This window comes from Pseudomonas sp. Pse79, assembly GCF_024519615.1.
In the GTDB taxonomy this organism is placed as follows: domain Bacteria; phylum Pseudomonadota; class Gammaproteobacteria; order Pseudomonadales; family Pseudomonadaceae; genus Aquipseudomonas; species Aquipseudomonas veronii.
The window spans coordinates 280676-297865 of record NZ_JALJRR010000002.1 but is presented as its reverse complement, the minus strand read 5'-3'; the positions used below and the strand labels follow the sequence as shown (position 1 = coordinate 297865).

Here is a 17190-nt window from a genome sequence, read left to right as displayed (position 1 = left end):
GAGGGCGCGAGTATAACCCATCAAAACCTTTGGATTCGTGTGGTCGCCCGGCCAAACGCTGAGTTAGACTCGTCGACCCTGCCCACTCCGCCCAGTGATGCCTGCCGATGCTTGAACAGTACGTCAAAAAGATCCTCACCTCGCGCGTTTACGACGTTGCCATAGAAACCCCGTTGCAGGCCGCCCGCCAGCTCTCCGAGCGGCTGGGCAACAAGGTCTTGCTCAAGCGGGAAGACTTGCAGCCGGTGTTCTCGTTCAAGATTCGCGGCGCGTACAACAAGCTGACCCAGTTGACGGCCGATGAGCGCGCGCGCGGCGTGGTCACCGCTTCGGCGGGCAACCATGCCCAGGGCCTGGCCCTGGCGGCCAAGGTGCTGGGGGTCAAGGCCACTATCGTGATGCCCAAGACCACCCCGGAAATCAAGGTCGAAGGCGTGCGTTCCCGTGGCGGCAAAGTGGTGCTGCACGGTGATTCGTTCCCGGAAGCCCTGGCCTACTCGCTGAAACTGGTCGACGAAAAAGGCTACGTCTACATTCACCCCTACGACGACCCGCACACCATTGCCGGGCAGGGGACCGTGGCGATGGAGATCCTGCGCCAGCACCCTGGGCCGCTGGACGCGATCTTTGTGCCGGTCGGCGGCGGCGGGCTGATCGCCGGTATCGCGGCGTATGTGAAATACCTGCGTCCGGAGATCAAGATCATCGGCGTCGAGCCGGACGACTCCAACTGCCTGCAGGCCGCCATGGCCGCTGGCGAGCGCGTGGTGCTGCCAACCGTGGGGATTTTTGCCGATGGCGTGGCGGTGGCGCAGATCGGCCAGTACACCTTCGACATCTGCAAAGACTATGTGGACGAAGTGATCACCGTCAGCACCGATGAAATCTGTGCGGCGATCAAGGACATCTATGACGACACCCGCTCCATCACCGAGCCAGCGGGCGCCCTGGGTGTGGCGGGCATCAAGAAATACGTCGAGAGCCGTGGCGTCAGCGGGCAAACCCTGGTGGCCATCGACTCCGGCGCCAACGTCAACTTCGACCGCCTGCGCCATGTGGCCGAGCGCGCCGAGCTGGGTGAAGGCCGCGAAGCCATCATCGCCGTGACCATCCCCGAGAAGCCGGGCAGCTTCAAGGCGTTCTGCGAGGCCGTGGGCAAGCGCCAGATCACCGAATTCAACTATCGCTACCACTCCGGCCGCGAGGCGCACATTTTCGTCGGTGTGCAGACCCATCCGGAAAACGATCCGCGCAGCGCATTGATCGCCAGCCTGACCAGCCAGGGTTTCCCGGTGCTCGACCTGACCGAGAACGAACTGGCCAAGTTGCACATCCGCCATATGGTCGGCGGGCACGCGGCGAAGGTCAGCGATGAAGTGGTGTTTCGCTTCGAATTCCCGGAGCGGCCGGGCGCCTTGTTCAACTTTCTTAACAAATTAGGCGGGCGCTGGAACATCTCGATGTTCCACTATCGCAACCACGGCGCAGCCGACGGCCGCGTGGTCGCCGGCCTGCAAGTCCCGGCGGACGAGCGCCATCTGGTATCGGCAGCCCTTGAAGCCATCGGCTACCCGTACTGGGATGAAAGCGATAACCCGGCTTACAAACTGTTCCTCGGTTGAGCGACTACGCTGATTGGGGCGGCCTTTAAGGAAGACGACACATGGAAACCCTGACCACCCTCAAAGTTATCCACATGGCGGCGACCGTGTTGCTGCTGCTCAGCGGCCTCGGCCTGGCGCTGCTGGCCTGGCGCAAACGCAGTGCCGGCCCGGCGATCACCGTGCAGCGCCCGTGGGCGTTCGTATGGTTGTTGATGGGGATCTGCCTGATCAGCATGCCGTTTACCGGCTGGTGGCTGGTGCATCTGGTCGGCTGGCCGCTGGGGCAGACCTGGATCCTGGGTTCCAGCCTGCTCTACACCGTCGCGGCGCTGTGCTGGTTCTGGCTGGTGGCGCGGCTCAATCGCTTGCGCAAGGGCGAGGGCGGTAGCCTGAATTTCACCTTGGCATTGGCGGTGGTCAGCCTGGTGGGGTTTGTGGCGATTGCGGGGTTGATGGGGGCCAAGCCGGTTTAAGGCTTGGGACCGAGTTGTCTGCATCGGGAGCAAGCTCCCTCCCACATTTAACCGCGTACATCCGTTGAAATGCAGTTAAATGTGGGAGGGGGCTTGCCCCCGATAGGGCCATCAGCTCCGCAGCGTAATCACCGGCCAGCCGCGTTTTTCAGCCTCAGCCCGCAGATTCGGGTCCGGGTCTACCGCGATCGGATACGTCACCTGCTCCAGCAGCGGCAAGTCATTCATCGAATCGCTGTAGAAGTAGCTGTCTTCCAGGCTGTGCCCGGTTTCTTCCAGCCAACGGTTCAGGCGCGTCACCTTGCCTTCGCGAAAGCACGGCACATCGGTGCTGCGCCCGGTGTAGCGGCCGTCTTCCATCTCGCATTCGGTGGCGATCAGGGCGTCTACGCCCAGGCGTGCGGCAATTGGCGCGGTGACGAAGCGGTTGGTCGCGGTGATGATCACCAGCTTGTCGCCAGCGGCGCGGTGCTTGGCCAGCAGTTCAAATGCCTGCGGCAGCATGATCGGCTCGATGCAGTCGCGCATGTAGTCGTTGTGCCATGCCTCCAATTGGGCCATTTCGGTGCGGCCGAGGATTTCCAGGCAAAAATTCAGGTAGGCCGCGTTATCCAGCTGGCCGGCCAGGTAGTCCTGATAGAATTCGTCGTTGCGTGCCTTGTAGGTCACCGGGTCGAGAAATCCGCGTTCACAGAGGTAATCGCCCCAGGCGTGATCGCTGTCACCCCCCAGAAGCGTGTTGTCCAAGTCGAATAAAGCCAGGCGCATTACAGTTACCCGCTGAAAAGTCTGTAAAAAGGCGTCCAGAATACGGTCTTTTCACAAGACTGCACATAAGCTAAGAAGCCTCGTTGCCGCTGGAACAACCTTTGTGGAACAATGCGACGACATGCGTTTGCGAGGTTGTTGCCGTGATCGACCCCGATGGTTTCCGTCCTAATGTCGGGATTATTCTTACGAATGATTCCGGACAGGTCCTATGGGCTCGCCGAATCAACCAAGATGCCTGGCAGTTTCCTCAAGGTGGGATCAACCCTGACGAAACCCCTGAAGACGCCTTGTACCGCGAGTTGAACGAAGAAGTCGGCCTTGAGCGCGAAGATGTGCAAATTTTGGCCTGTACCCGTGGCTGGTTGCGTTATCGTTTGCCGCAACGCCTGGTGCGTACCCACAGCCAACCGCTGTGTATCGGCCAGAAGCAGAAATGGTTTCTCCTGCGCCTGATCTCCAACGAGCAGCGGGTGCGGATGGATTTGACCGGTAAACCGGAGTTCGATGGCTGGCGTTGGGTCAGTTATTGGTATCCGTTGGGCCAGGTGGTGACATTCAAGCGCGAGGTTTATCGTCGCGCTCTCAAAGAGCTTGCCCCGCGCCTTTTAACGCGCGACTGACGACGGAGTTCGACCCCGAGCCATGCTCAATACGCTGCGCAAGATCGTCCAGGAAGTTAACTCCGCCAAGGATCTCAAGGCGGCGTTGGGGATTATTGTGTTGCGCGTCAAGGAAGCCATGGGCAGCCAGGTCTGCTCGGTTTACCTGCTGGACCCCGAGACCAACCGTTTTGTGCTGATGGCGACCGAGGGCTTGAACAAGCGCTCCATCGGCAAGGTCAGCATGGCGCCCAATGAAGGTCTGGTGGGCTTGGTAGGGACGCGTGAAGAACCCCTGAACCTTGAAAACGCGGCTGATCACCCGCGTTATCGCTACTTTGCCGAAACCGGCGAAGAGCGCTACGCCTCGTTCCTCGGCGCGCCGATCATTCACCACCGCCGCGTTGTCGGCGTGTTGGTCATCCAGCAGAAAGAACGCCGCCAGTTCGACGAAGGCGAAGAAGCCTTCCTCGTGACCATGAGCGCGCAATTGGCCGGGGTGATCGCCCACGCCGAAGCCACCGGCTCGATTCGCGGCCTGGGGCGCCAGGGCAAGGGCATCCAGGAAGCCAAGTTCGTCGGCGTACCGGGCTCGCCAGGTGCGGCCGTCGGTACGGCCGTGGTCATGTTGCCGCCGGCCGACCTCGATGTGGTGCCGGACAAGACCGTCAGCGACATCGACGCCGAAATCAAACTGTTCAAGACCGCCCTGGAAGGCGTGCGCGCCGACATGCGCAACCTGTCGAACAAGCTCGCCACCCAACTGCGCCCCGAAGAGCGAGCGCTGTTCGAGGTGTACCAGATGATGCTGGATGACGCGTCGCTGGGCAGCGAAGTCAAAAACGTGATCAAGACCGGCCAGTGGGCCCAGGGCGCGCTGCGCCAGGTGGTCTCCGATCACGTCAACCGTTTCGAATTGATGGACGACGCCTACCTGCGCGAGCGCGCCTCGGATGTGCGCGACCTCGGTCGCCGTCTGCTCGCTTACTTGCAGGAAGACCGTTCCACCAACCTGGTCTACCCCGACAACACCATCCTGATCAGTGAAGAACTGACCGCCACCATGCTCGGCGAAGTGCCGGAAGGCAAACTGGTGGGCCTGATCTCGGTGCTCGGTTCGGGCAACTCCCACGTCGCGATCCTGGCCCGGGCCATGGGTATTCCGACGGTGATGGGCCTGGTGGACCTGCCGTATTCCAAGGTCGACGGCATCGAAATGATCGTCGACGGCAACCGTGGCGAGGTGTTCACCAACCCCAGCGAAGTGATGCGCAAGCAGTACGCCGAGGTGGTGGAAGAGGAACGCCAGCTGTCCCAGGGCCTCGACGCCTTGCGCGAACTGCCCTGCGTGACCCTCGACGGGCATCGCGTGCCGCTGCTGGTCAACACCGGCCTGCTCGCCGATGTGGCCCGCGCGCAACAACGCGGCGCCGAAGGGGTGGGGCTGTACCGCACCGAAGTGCCGTTCATGATCAACCAGCGCTTTCCGAGCGAGAAGGAGCAGCTGGCGATTTATCGCGAGCAACTGTCCGCCTTCCATCCGTTGCCGGTGACGATGCGCAGCCTGGACATTGGCGGCGATAAGTCACTGTCGTATTTCCCGATCAAGGAAGACAACCCCTTCCTCGGCTGGCGCGGGATTCGCGTCACCCTCGACCACCCGGAAATTTTCCTCGTACAAACCCGCGCCATGCTCAAGGCCAGCGAAGGCCTGAACAACCTGCGCATCCTGCTGCCGATGATCTCCGGCACCCATGAGCTGGAAGAAGCCCTGCACCTGATCCACCGCGCCTGGGGCGAGGTGCGCGACGAAGGCGCCGACGTACCGATGCCGCCGATCGGCGTGATGATCGAAATTCCGGCGGCGGTGTACCAGGCCAAGGAACTGGCGCGGCAGGTCGACTTCCTGTCGGTGGGCTCCAACGACCTGACCCAATACCTGCTGGCCGTGGACCGCAACAACCCACGGGTGGCCGACCTCTACGACTACCTGCACCCGGCGGTGCTGCAAGCGCTGCAACATGTGGTGCGCGACGCCCATGCCGAAGGCAAGCCGGTGAGCATCTGCGGGGAAATGGCCGGCGATCCGGCGGCAGCGGTGCTGTTGATGGCGATGGGCTTTGACAGCCTGTCGATGAACGCCACCAACTTGCCGAAGGTGAAGTGGCTGCTGCGCCAGGTCAACCTGAGCATGGCCAAGGAACTGCTGGCCGAGCTGATGACCATCGACAACCCGCAAGTTATCCACAGCTCGCTGCAACTGGCGCTGAAGAACCTGGGGTTGACGCGGATGATCAACCCGGCCTCTGCCAAGACCCTCTAAAACCTGGCGCCGATCAAAAATGTGGGAGGGGCGGTGCGACGATTCGACTTGCCCCCGATTACGGAGTGTCAGTCAGCACACGAGCTTGCTCGCGAAAAACCTGAGGGTACTGCGTGCATTCAGGGGGGCGCGCGTCATCGTTGACGTTTTTCGCGAGCAAGCTCGCTCCTACAGGTTGAGTTCGACTTCGCCGAGCCGCCCACCGTGCGGCCCAAAACTGCGCTCCACTATCTGCCGCGTGCCGTCCGCATTCACAATCAGCGCTGTACTCGCCCGTGTCCCATAACTGGGGCTGGCGATAAATACGCTTGATAGCAAACTCTCGGTCGCCAAGCCCACGCCGGTGTCCGGCAAGTCGGCAAACGGCGCGGTTTGCGGGTCGCTCAAGATATCCAGCAAGGTTTCCGGCTGCGGGTTCTCCAGTACCTCGCCCAGCGCCGCCTTGGCCTTGAGCAATTTCGGCCATGGCGTGTCGAGCCCTGCATTGGAAAGGCCGTACACCCCGGCGGGCAGTTGCGTAGGCACGCTGTCGCGGGCGTTGTAATGCCACAGTTCATCCCGCGTGCCCACCAGCAGGTTGAACCCGGCATATTCAATCGAACGGCCGTTGATCTCCGCCAAATACTGCTCAAGCGGCAGCGAACCGCTGAGAAACCGCGCCACCAATTCCCCACGCGACTTGCGGGCCGGCGGTTGATGCGGGTCGCGGATATTGGTCAGGGCGGCAAACCGTCCGTCGGCGTTCACCCCCAGCCAGGTGCCGCCCGCTTCCTGGTCGCGGCCGGCATAGACGGCAGGCGCATCCGGCCATTGGGCCAGCGGCAGGCTGGGGCGGGCGTAGAACTCGTCACGGTTGGCCGCGACGATCAGCGGTTGGGCATGGCCCGGCCGCCAGGCGAAAACAATCAGGCACATCAGGCGATCCCCCTTTGTGTGTTTGGCCACTCTACCTACACTGGCGCGGGCGTTCCATCGTATCCAGTTGGGTCGCATGCCTTCCATCCGTTAACATGCCGGACTTGGTTTGGGGGCTCCCATGGAATTTCTGCTGTATTTACTGCTGGGCGCCTGTGCCGGGGTGCTCGCCGGGCTGTTTGGCGTGGGCGGCGGGATCATTATCGTGCCGGTGCTGGTGTTCAGTTTCACCTTGCAGGGCTTCGACCCGCAGGTGCTGACCCACCTGGCCGTGGGCACGTCCCTGGCGACGATCATCTTCACCTCGATCAATGCCGTGCGTGAGCACCACCGACGGGGCGCAGTGCGCTGGCCGATCTTTGTGTGGATGACCGTGGGCATCCTGATCGGCGCCGGTTTTGGCGCGCTGACGGCGGAGGCGATTTCCGGCCCCCACTTGCAGAAGATCATCGGCGTGTTCGCGCTGATCATCGCCGTGCAGTTGGCCCTGGAGGTCAAGCCCAAGGCCAGTCGAACGGTGCCGGGCAAGCTCGGTCTGACCCTGGCGGGCACGGTGATCGGCTGGGCCTCGGCGATTTTCGGGATTGGCGGCGGTTCGCTGACCGTACCGTTTCTGACCTGGCGCAGCGTGCCGATGCAGCAAGCGGTGGCCACTTCGTCGGCCTGCGGGCTGCCGATTGCGCTGGCCAGTGCATTAAGTTTCATGATTCTGGGCTGGCATGACCCGCTGCTGCCCGCTCATAGTCTAGGGTTCGTGTATTTGCCGGCGCTGCTGGGCATTGCCCTGACCAGCATGGTGTTTGCCCGCTTCGGCGCGCGCCTGGCGCACCGTTTGTCGCCGCGCTTGCTAAAACGCCTGTTTGCCGGGCTGCTGTTTTGCGTGGGTTTGAATTTCTTGCTGTAACGCAGCCTTAATCGCGCCCGGGCATGGTCCCGGTCGCCATAACGAATGATTTAACGAGGAGTCGCAATGCTGCCTTACCCGCAGATCGACCCGGTGGCCCTGGCCATCGGTCCGCTGAAAATCCACTGGTACGGGTTGATGTACCTGATCGGCATCGGCGGCGCCTGGCTGCTGGCTTCCCGGCGCCTGAACCGTTTCGACCCGACCTGGACCAAGGAGAAACTCTCCGACATGGTGTTCTGGTTGTCGATGGGGGTCATCGTCGGCGGACGCCTGGGGTATGTGCTGTTTTACGACTTGCCCGCCTACATCGCCAACCCGACGCTGATCTTCGAGGTATGGAAGGGCGGCATGGCCTTCCACGGTGGGTTTATCGGCGTGATGCTCGCCGCCTGGTGGTTTGGCCGTCGCAACGGCAAGTCGTTCTTCGAGCTGATGGACTTCGTTGCGCCGCTGGTGCCGATCGGTCTGGGCGCCGGGCGTATCGGTAACTTCATCAATGCCGAACTGTGGGGCAAGCCGACCGACGTGCCGTGGGCCATGGTGTTCCCGCCGTTCAGCGACCCGGCGCAATTGCCGCGCCATCCGTCGCAGCTGTACCAGTTCGCCCTGGAAGGTGTGGCACTGTTCCTCATTCTGTACATTTTCTCGCGCAAGCCACGGCCGACCATGGCTGTGTCGGGTATGTTCGCGTTGTTCTACGGCATCTTCCGTTTTGTCGTCGAGTTCGTGCGCGTCCCGGATGCGCAACTGGGCTACCTGGCGTTCGGTTGGGTGACCATGGGCCAGATCCTCAGTCTGCCGATGATCATCGTCGGCCTGGGCCTGCTGTGGTGGGCGTACAACCGTCCGCAACCGTTGAAGAACACCGCGCTTTGAATTCGAATGCCGAGGCCTGCGAGGTCTCGGCTGCACCGATACGGGTAATGACATGAAGCAATATCTCGAACTACTGAACGACGTCGTGACCAATGGCCTGACCAAGGGCGACCGCACCGGCACCGGCACCAAGGCTGTGTTTGCCCGTCAGTATCGGCATAACTTGGCCGACGGCTTCCCGCTGCTGACCACCAAGAAGCTTCACTTCAAAAGCATCGCCAACGAATTGATCTGGATGTTGAGCGGCAACACCAACATCAAGTGGTTGAACGAGAACGGCGTGCGTATCTGGGACGAGTGGGCCACCGAAGACGGTGATCTGGGCCCGGTGTACGGCGAGCAGTGGACCGCCTGGCCGACCAAGGACGGCGGCACGATCAATCAGATCGACTACATGGTCGAGACGCTGAAGACCAACCCCAACAGCCGCCGCATCCTGTTCCACGGCTGGAACGTCGAGTACCTGCCGGACGAGACCAAGAGCCCCCAGGAAAACGCGCGCAACGGCAAGCAGGCCCTGCCGCCGTGCCACCTGCTGTACCAGGCGTTCGTGCATGATGGCCATCTGTCGATGCAGTTGTATATCCGCAGCTCCGACGTATTCCTCGGCCTGCCGTACAACACCGCCGCGCTGGCGCTGCTGACCCACATGCTGGCCCAGCAGTGCGACCTGATCCCCCACGAGATCATCGTCACCACCGGCGACACCCACGCCTACAGCAACCACATGGAACAGATCCAGACCCAACTGGCGCGCACGCCGAAGAAGCTGCCGGAATTGGTGATCAAGCGTAAGCCTGCGTCGATCTATGACTACAAGTTCGAAGACTTCGAAATCGTCGGTTACGACGCCGACCCAAGCATCAAGGCCGACGTCGCCATCTAAAGCCTGCCTCAGTCTAAAGGTGTGGGCTTGTGTGGGAGGGAGCAAGCCCCCTCCCACACTTTGATTCGGTTATCAGGCTGAATTAATGTCCATGGCTTCTGCCCACATGCGAAGGCTCAGCCTCGCTGGCGGCGACACTGCCGCTGACCTCCAGCCGCTGCAATATCCCGCACTGATCCAGCTCCGGCCCGCTGCCACAGCGCTGGCGCAGGTCGATCAGTTGCTCCTGCAATGCCAACAGGCCGTCGATCCGCGCTTTGACATGGTGGATATGCTCGTCGATCAGCGCATTCACGTTTTCGCATTGGTCCTGCGGGCTGTCTCGTAAGCCCAGCAGGCTGCGGATTTCTTCCAGGGTCATGTCCAGGCTGCGGCAGTTGCGGATAAACACCAACCGCTCGGTGTGCGCCTGGGTGTACACGCGGTAGTTGGCCTCGGTGCGTGCCGGTGGTGGCAGCAAGCCTTCCTTCTCGTAATAACGGATGGTTTCCACCGGGCAGTCGGTCAGCCTGGCCAATTCGCCGATCTTCATCGCAACAATCTCCAAATGGGTGCTTGACCCTATAGTGGCTACAGGGTCTTTACTTGGCAACAGGCACCTTACGGACGCGACCAGATGAGCGACTCCCATCACACCCCGCACACCCCGCACACGCACGATCACGCGCATGACCACGCTCATGCGCCGAAAAAACTGACACCGGTGCATGACCACGGCCACGCCGGTGCCTGCTGCTCCGGCACGCCAGCCCCGGCGTTGGTGCAACTGAGCGCCGCGCCAAGCGCCGATTCGCGCTTGAGCACCTTCCGCATCGAAGCCATGGACTGCCCCACCGAGCAGACCCTGATCCAGAACAAACTGGGCAAGCTTGCCGGTGTGCAGCAGCTGGAATTCAACCTGATCAACCGCATCCTCGGTGTCACCCATGACCTGCCGAGCACCGCGCCGATCATCGACGCCATCAAGTCCCTGGGCATGCAGGCCGATCCGATCGAAGAGGGCACCCCGGCTGCCGCACCGCCGGCGAAGAAACACTGGTGGCCGTTGGCGTTGTCCGGCGTCGGCGCCCTGGCCGCCGAAGTGATCCACTTCACCAACGCGGCCCCGACCTGGGTGATCGCCCTGGTGGCGCTGGTCTCGATCCTCAGCGGCGGCCTGACCACCTATAAAAAGGGCTGGATCGCCCTGAAAAACCTCAACCTGAACATCAACGCGCTGATGAGCATCGCCGTGACCGGCGCGATCCTGATCGGCCAATGGCCGGAAGCGGCGATGGTGATGTTCCTGTTCACCGTGGCCGAATTGATCGAAGCCAAGTCCCTCGACCGCGCGCGCAATGCCATCAGCGGCTTGATGCAGATGACCCCGGAACGGGCCACAGTGCGCCAGGCCGACGGCAGTTGGGCCGAACGGGAAGTGAACAGTGTGGAATTGGGCGCCATCGTGCGGGTTCGCCCCGGCGAGCGCATCGGCCTGGACGGCGAAGTCACCGCCGGCCAGTCGACCATCGACCAGGCGCCGATCACCGGCGAAAGCCTGCCGATTGAAAAAACCGTGGGCGATAAAGTCTTCGCCGGCACCATCAACCAGGCCGGTTCCCTGGAATACGCAGTCACGGCGGCCGCCAGCAACTCGACCCTGGCGCGGATCATCCACGCCGTGGAACAGGCTCAGGGCGCCCGCGCGCCGACCCAGCGTTTTGTCGACCGTTTTGCGAAGATCTACACCCCGGCGGTGTTTCTGTTTGCCCTGGGCGTGGCGCTGATCCCGCCGCTGTTCATGGCTGGCGTCTGGTTCGACTGGATCTACCGCGCCCTGGTGCTGCTGGTGGTCGCATGCCCGTGCGCCTTGGTGATCTCCACCCCGGTGACCATCGTCAGCGGCCTGGCCGCAGCGGCGCGCAAAGGCATCCTGATCAAGGGCGGCGTGTACCTGGAGGGCGGTTACAAGCTCGACTACCTGGCCCTCGACAAGACCGGCACCATCACCCACGGCAAACCGGTGCAAACCGACTACCTGGCACTGTTCCCGAATGTCGAAGACAGTGCGCCGGCGTTGGCCGCCGCCCTCGCCGGGCGTTCCGACCACCCGGTATCGCTGGCCATCGCCAACGCGGCGGTGGATAAAAACCTGCCGCGCCATGCTGTGGATAACTTCACTGCCCTGACCGGTCGCGGTGTGCGCGGTGATATCAACGGCGCAACCTACCACCTGGGCAACCACCGCCTGGTGGAAGAACTCGGCCTGTGCTCGCCCGCGCTGGAAGACAAACTCTTCGCCCTGGAGAAACAAGGCAAGTCCGTGGTGCTGCTGCTCGACAAATCCGGCCCGCTGGCGCTGTTCGCCGTGGCCGACACGGTCAAGGACAGCAGCCGCGAAGCGATCCAGCAGTTGCACGAGCTGGGCATCAAAACCCTGATGCTCACCGGCGATAACACCCACACTGCCCAGGCGATTGCGGCCCAGGTTGGCATCGACCAGGCCCAGGGCGACCTGTTGCCCACCGACAAACTGCTAGCCATCGAAGCCCTTTACGGCCAAGGCCGGCGCGTGGGCATGGTCGGCGACGGCATCAACGACGCCCCGGCGTTGGCCCGCGCCGAGATCGGTTTTGCCATGGCCGCGGCAGGCACCGACACTGCCATCGAAACTGCCGACGTGGCCTTGATGGACGATGATTTGCGCAAGATTCCGGCTTTCATTCGGTTGTCGCGGCAAACCTCGAGTATCCTCAAGCAGAACATCGCCCTGGCGCTGGTGATCAAGGCGGTCTTCCTTGCGGTCACCTTCCTGGGCATGGCCACCATGTGGATGGCGGTGTTCGCCGACATGGGCGTAAGCCTGCTGGTGGTGTTCAATGGCCTGCGCCTGCTGCGCAAATAAATGATGTGAGGGTGGTGTGCTGAGTGCCGAGTTGAAGGCGTTTTTTATGGTCGCCCGCCTGGGCAGCATCACCCAGGCGGCGAAAAAACTCGGCCTGAGCCAGCCCACCGTCACCACGCAGATCCGCAACCTGGAAAGCCAGTACGGCGTCGAGCTGTTCTATCGCGGGGGCCGCCGCCTGACGGTCAGCGACGAAGGCGCGCGCCTGCTGCCGATGGTCAAGACGCTGTTGCAGCAGGAAGCGGATATCGAGTTTTTCCTGCGTAACAGTGGCCAGGTCCAGGGCGCATTGCGGATTGCTGCGACGGCGCCGTATTACATCCTCGACCTGGTCAAAGCCTTCCGCGAGCGTTTGCCCCAGGTGGAAGTGTCGGTGGAAATCGGCAACTCCCAACAGGTGCTCGAAGCCCTGGATGATTACCGCGTCGACGTCGCCGCGTCCTCGCAACTGCTGGAAGACCCGCGCCTGATTCGCCGTGTGCTGGGCACCGATCCGCTGGTGCTGGCGGTGCATCGGAACCACCCGTTGGCGACGCTCGATCATGTGCCGTTGACCGCGCTGGCCGGGCATACGCTGTTGATGCGTGAAGCCGGCTCCACCACGCGACGCCTGACGGAACAGCTGCTGCAGGGCGCCGGCGTGAGTTACGGGCCGCTGCTGGAAATCGGCAGCCGCGAGTCGATTCGTGAAGCGGTGCTGCGCAATATCGGCATCAGCATCATCGCCCGCCAGGAAGTGCCCCATGACCCGCAACTGCGAGTGCTGACCATCGAGAACGCGCCGCAGATCGCTGAGTACCTCTACTGCCTCAAGGAAAGAAAAGGCGCTCGCCTGCCAGCTGCTTTTCTCGGGTTGGCGCAGGAAATGTCGCCGATCTGAAATCCGGTGGTGGCCTTGAGGGCGCTATCGGGGGCAAGCCCCCTCCCACACTTGACCGAGTTCCAACATGAGAATGCGGTCAAAATGTGGGAGGGGGCCGCCCCCGATAGCGCCAGACCTGGCACCCCCCTACCCAAATCCACCAATACCACTATCGCCACGTTTTGCCTTTCTGCCACATCAGGGACGCATTGCCTGCCTAGCATGGCCCTCATCTGTTTGATGAGGTGCCTCCATGAACACAGCCCTGACCCAACCCGGCGCGCCAATGAAGGTGCGCGGTATCCAGAAACGCTTCGGCGCCTTTACCGCGCTGGACAACGTGTCCCTGGACGTCGCCGCCGGCGAGCTGGTGTGCCTGCTGGGCCCGTCCGGTTGCGGCAAGACCACGCTGCTGCGCTGCATCGCCGGCCTCGAGCGCCAGGACAGTGGGGAGCTTTATCTGGGTGAGCGGGATGTTTCCCTGCTGTCGCCGCAGGCGCGGGACTACGGAATTTTGTTCCAGTCCTACGCGTTGTTCCCCAACCTCAGCGTTGAAGCGAATATCGGCTACGGCCTCACCGGCAGCGGTCGCGATGAAGTGCGCAAGCGTGTCGGTCAGATGCTCGAACTGGTCGGCCTGCTCGGCAGCGAAAAGAAATACCCCGGCCAACTCTCCGGCGGCCAGCAACAACGGGTCGCCCTGGCCCGCGCCTTGGCACCGGCACCCTCGCTGTTGCTGCTCGATGAGCCGATGTCGGCCCTCGACGCCCGCGTCCGTGAGCACCTGTGTACCGAACTGCGCCAACTGCAACGGCGCCTGGGCGTCACCACGCTGATGGTTACCCACAATCAGGACGAAGCCATGTTGATGGCCGACCGCATTGCCGTGATGAACAACGGCAAGGTCGAGCAATACGCCACGCCCCAAGAGATTTACGACCACCCGGCCACACCGTTCGTGGCGGAGTTCGTCGGCCAGGGCAATTGGCTGCCGTTCAGCCGCAGCAGCGCGAGCCATGCGCAGGTCGGCGGGATGCACATGCGCCTGGCCGATGATGCTGGCGCGGCCACCTCCGGGCGCTTGTTCTGCCGCCCGGAAGCGATCAGCGTCAACCCGCTGGTGCATGAAGAGAACCTGTTTGCGGCCAAGGTCCGCGAGATCACCTTTCTCGGCAACCGTTGCCGCATGAGCTTTGAACTGGCGCAACTGCCCGGTCATCCGCTGCTGGCCGAACTGGCTCCGGAAGCCATGCCGCGCCTGGGGGCCCAGGACATCTGGGTCGCGTTGCCGCCGCGCAGCCTGCAGGTGTTTGCCTGACATGGGTGCGCTGATGACGCTGCCCATTGCACGCCGGGTGTCCCGCGCCGAGTTGGGCGACCGCCTTTTCGTGCTGGGTGGCAAATGGCTATGGCTGTGCCTGCTGGGCATCGCGGTGTTGTTGCCACTGTTGGCGATCTTCTGGCGCGGCTTCAGCAGCGAAGCCGGGCAGGGCGGCGGGCTGGTGGCGGCGCGGGAACTGGTCAGCAGCGCCAACTTCCACTGGCTGCTTGGGAATAGCCTGAAAGTCTCCCTCAGCGTGGCGGTCATTGTCGTACCGCTGGCGTATCTGTTTGCCTACGCGCTGCAACGCACACTGATCCCGGCCAAGGCGCTCTGGCGCGGGCTATCGCTGCTGCCCTTGATGGCGCCGTCGATGCTGCCGGGGATCGCGCTGGTCTATCTGTTCGGCAACCAGGGCCTGCTGCGCGGTTTGTTGTCGGAGAATATCTACGGCTTCTGGGGCATTGTCCTCGGTGAGGTGATCTACACCTTCCCACACGCCTTGATGATCCTGTTGTCGGCGCTTTCCCTGGCGGATGCGCGCTTGTTCGATGCCGCCTCGAGCATGGGCGCCAGCCCGGCCCGGGCATTTCGCAGCATCACTTGGCCGGCCACGCGCCAGGCGGTGTTCGCCGCGTTTTGCCTGGTGTTCACCCTGACCATCACCGACTTTGGCGTACCGGTGGTGGTCGGCGGCGATTATCAGGTGCTGGCGCTGGAAGCCTACAAGGCCGTGGTCGGCCAGCAACAGTTCGGGCGCGGGGCGTTGATCGGCATGGTGTTGCTGCTGCCGGCGCTGTTCAGCTTTGGCGTCGATACCTGGCTGCGTCGGCGTCAGGGCGATGCCATGGGCGGCCGTGCCCAGGTGTTCCAGCCGGCCCCGTCGCGGCGGCGCGATGCCTGTTACCTGGCCATCGTGCTGCTGATCTGCGCGGTGTTGCTGCTAGTGTTCGGCATGGCGGTGTACTCGTCGCTGGTGAAGTTCTGGCCCTACAACCTGTCGCTGTCGCTCAACCACTACCAGTTCGAAGACACAGCCGGCGGCGGCTGGCTGGCGTACCGCAACAGCCTGACCCTGGCGCTGTGTACGGCGTTGATCGGCAGCGTGCTGATCTTCACCGGCGCGTACCTGATGGAAAAAACCCAGGGCCAGAAGGGCCTCAACCTGGCGCTGCGCATGCTCAGCTTCGTGCCGATGGCCGTGCCGGGCCTGGTGCTGGGCCTGGGCTACGTCTTCTTCTTCAACCTCAGCGGCAACCCGCTGCATGTGTTCTACGGCACCATGACGCTGCTGGTGGTGTGTACCATCGCTCATTATTTGACCACCGCGCAGATGACCGCCACCACCGCGCTGCGCCAGTTGGACGCGGAGTTCGAAGCCGCCGCGCTGTCGCTCAAGGCGCCGCTGTACCGCCACTACCTGCGCGTCACCGTGCCGATCTGCCTGCCGGCGCTGCTGGACATCGTGCGCTACCTGTTTGTGTCGGCGATGACCACTGTCTCGGCGGCGATCTTCCTCTACAGCCCCGACACCATCCTCGCCGCCGTCGCCGTGTTGAACATGGACGACGCCGGCAATGTGGGCGGCGCGGCGGCCATGTCCACTTTGATCCTGTTCACTTCGGCCGGCGTCTCGCTGTTGCTGGCGTGGGCCTCACGTGGCGCGTTGCGCCGCTCCCAAGCCTGGCGCCAGACCGCGCCGGGCCAATAACCCTGAAGGAGGTATGCCATGTTCAAGCCCCTCGCGTTGGTCGCTGCCGTACTCACTGCATTCAGCCTGAATGCCTTCGCCAAGACTGAATTGACCGTGTACACGGCCCTCGAAGCCGAGCAATTGAAGACCTATAAACAGGCCTTCGAGCAGGCCAACCCCGACATCGAAATCAAATGGGTGCGTGACTCCACCGGCATCATCACCGCCAAGCTGCTCGCGGAAAAAGACCGCCCGCAAGCCGATGTGGTCTGGGGCCTGGCCGCGTCGAGCCTGGCGATCCTCGACCAGCAAGGCATGCTCGAAAGTTACGCGCCCAAGGGCCTGGACAAGATCGGCAAACACTACCGTGACGCCGCCAACCCGCCTGCGTGGGTCGGCATGGACGTCTGGGCCGCGACGATCTGCTTCAACACCGTCGAAGCCGAGAAGCAGGGCCTGAGCAAACCGGTGAGCTGGCAAGACCTGACCAAGCCTGAGTACAAGGGCAAGATCGTGATGCCCAACCCGGCGTCCTCGGGCACCGGTTTCCTGGATGTGAGCGCCTGGCTGCAGACCTTCGGCGAGAAGCAGGGCTGGCAGTACATGGACGACCTGCACCAGAACATCGGCCAGTACGTCCACTCCGGTTCCAAGCCGTGCAAGCTGGCGGCTTCGGGTGAATTCCCGATCGGTATTTCCTTCGAATACCCGGCCGTGCAGCTGAAGCGCCAGGGCGCGCCGCTGGACATCATCCTGCCGAAAGAAGGCCTGGGCTGGGACATCGAAGCGACGGCGGTGATCAAAGGCAGCGCCCACGCCGACGCGGCGAAGAAACTCGCCGACTTCTCCGCCAGCACCGCCGCGATGGACCTGTACAAGGACAACTTCGCCGTGCTCGCCCAGCCGGGCATCGCCAAGCCGCAGACCGAATTGCCGGCGGACTACGAGCAGCGGCTGATCAAGAACGACTTCACCTGGGCCTCGAAAAACCGCGACAGCATTCTGACTGAATGGCGCAAGCGCTATGACGGCAAGTCGGAGAAGGTAGCGGGTCAGTAAATACTCCGTTTGGGCTG

15 protein-coding genes are annotated in these 17190 nt (G+C 62.8%); 12 read left to right on the top strand and 3 right to left on the bottom strand.

Annotated elements, in window-relative coordinates; genetic code table 11:
* Window positions 1-107 precede the first annotated feature (107 nt).
* Entirely contained in the window at window positions 108-1622 is a 1515-nt protein-coding gene (gene ilvA / locus NR164_RS04515; protein WP_046381728.1) for a threonine ammonia-lyase, biosynthetic, read from the top strand.
* 41 nt (window positions 1623-1663) lie between these two features.
* A complete protein-coding gene (locus NR164_RS04510) occupies window positions 1664-2077 on the top strand; it encodes a DUF2269 family protein (protein ID WP_017845059.1) in 414 nt (137 codons plus the stop codon).
* A 111-nt stretch (window positions 2078-2188) separates the two neighbouring features.
* On the opposite strand, the gene NR164_RS04505 is transcribed toward NR164_RS04510, so the two are convergent.
* On the bottom strand, window positions 2189-2845 hold the full coding sequence (locus NR164_RS04505) for an HAD family phosphatase (RefSeq protein ID WP_046381729.1): 657 nt from the start codon (window positions 2843-2845) through the stop codon (window positions 2189-2191).
* 143 nt (window positions 2846-2988) lie between these two features.
* On the opposite strand from NR164_RS04505, the gene NR164_RS04500 reads away from it, so the two are divergent.
* Both NR164_RS04500 and ptsP read left to right on the top strand, forming a co-directional pair.
* Window positions 2989-3468 carry an RNA pyrophosphohydrolase gene (locus NR164_RS04500; RefSeq protein ID WP_026139795.1) on the top strand — a complete coding sequence of 160 codons (480 nt, stop codon included), beginning with the start codon at window positions 2989-2991 and terminating at the stop codon, window positions 3466-3468.
* Window positions 3469-3490: 22 nt separating this feature from the next.
* Complete coding sequence (gene ptsP / locus NR164_RS04495; RefSeq protein ID WP_017845056.1) at window positions 3491-5770, top strand: phosphoenolpyruvate--protein phosphotransferase; 2280 nt, start codon at window positions 3491-3493, stop codon at window positions 5768-5770.
* Between the two features lie 168 nt (window positions 5771-5938).
* Here the strand turns inward: ptsP and NR164_RS04490 are convergent, their stop codons facing one another.
* Window positions 5939-6685, bottom strand: coding sequence for an NRDE family protein (locus NR164_RS04490; protein WP_256822357.1), 747 nt, complete (start codon window positions 6683-6685; stop codon window positions 5939-5941).
* Between the two features lie 121 nt (window positions 6686-6806).
* On the opposite strand from NR164_RS04490, the gene NR164_RS04485 reads away from it, so the two are divergent.
* The 3 genes from NR164_RS04485 to NR164_RS04475 all read left to right on the top strand — a co-directional run bounded on the left by NR164_RS04485 (window position 6807) and on the right by NR164_RS04475 (window position 9354).
* Window positions 6807-7589, top strand: coding sequence for a sulfite exporter TauE/SafE family protein (locus tag NR164_RS04485; protein WP_017845054.1), 783 nt, complete (start codon window positions 6807-6809; stop codon window positions 7587-7589).
* Window positions 7590-7655: 66 nt separating this feature from the next.
* The gene (lgt, locus tag NR164_RS04480; RefSeq protein ID WP_057003970.1) at window positions 7656-8468 is read left to right on the top strand and encodes a prolipoprotein diacylglyceryl transferase; all 813 of its coding nucleotides are present in this window, start codon (window positions 7656-7658) and stop codon (window positions 8466-8468) included.
* A 52-nt stretch (window positions 8469-8520) separates the two neighbouring features.
* Entirely contained in the window at window positions 8521-9354 is an 834-nt protein-coding gene (locus tag NR164_RS04475) for a thymidylate synthase (protein ID WP_017845052.1), read from the top strand.
* A gap of 82 nt (window positions 9355-9436) precedes the next feature.
* On the opposite strand, the gene cadR is transcribed toward NR164_RS04475, so the two are convergent.
* Window positions 9437-9886 (bottom strand): Cd(II)/Pb(II)-responsive transcriptional regulator, encoded by a 450-nt coding sequence (cadR, locus tag NR164_RS04470; protein ID WP_079444882.1) that lies wholly within the window; start codon window positions 9884-9886, stop codon window positions 9437-9439.
* An 84-nt stretch (window positions 9887-9970) separates the two neighbouring features.
* Between cadR and NR164_RS04465 the strand changes: the two genes are divergently transcribed.
* The 5 genes from NR164_RS04465 (at window position 9971) to NR164_RS04445 (ending at window position 17173) form a co-directional block, all read left to right on the top strand.
* The gene (locus NR164_RS04465; RefSeq protein WP_256822355.1) at window positions 9971-12238 is read left to right on the top strand and encodes a heavy metal translocating P-type ATPase; all 2268 of its coding nucleotides are present in this window, start codon (window positions 9971-9973) and stop codon (window positions 12236-12238) included.
* Window positions 12239-12254: 16 nt separating this feature from the next.
* A complete protein-coding gene (locus tag NR164_RS04460) occupies window positions 12255-13118 on the top strand; it encodes a LysR family transcriptional regulator (RefSeq protein ID WP_017845049.1) in 864 nt (287 codons plus the stop codon).
* Window positions 13119-13353: 235 nt separating this feature from the next.
* Window positions 13354-14418 carry a putative 2-aminoethylphosphonate ABC transporter ATP-binding protein gene (locus NR164_RS04455; protein WP_256822353.1) on the top strand — a complete coding sequence of 355 codons (1065 nt, stop codon included), beginning with the start codon at window positions 13354-13356 and terminating at the stop codon, window positions 14416-14418.
* Between the two features lies 1 nt (window position 14419).
* On the top strand, window positions 14420-16132 hold the full coding sequence (locus NR164_RS04450) for a putative 2-aminoethylphosphonate ABC transporter permease subunit (RefSeq protein WP_046381734.1): 1713 nt from the start codon (window positions 14420-14422) through the stop codon (window positions 16130-16132).
* An 18-nt stretch (window positions 16133-16150) separates the two neighbouring features.
* Complete coding sequence (locus tag NR164_RS04445) at window positions 16151-17173, top strand: putative 2-aminoethylphosphonate ABC transporter substrate-binding protein (RefSeq protein WP_017845046.1); 1023 nt, start codon at window positions 16151-16153, stop codon at window positions 17171-17173.
* The last annotated feature ends 17 nt before the right edge of the window (window positions 17174-17190 follow it).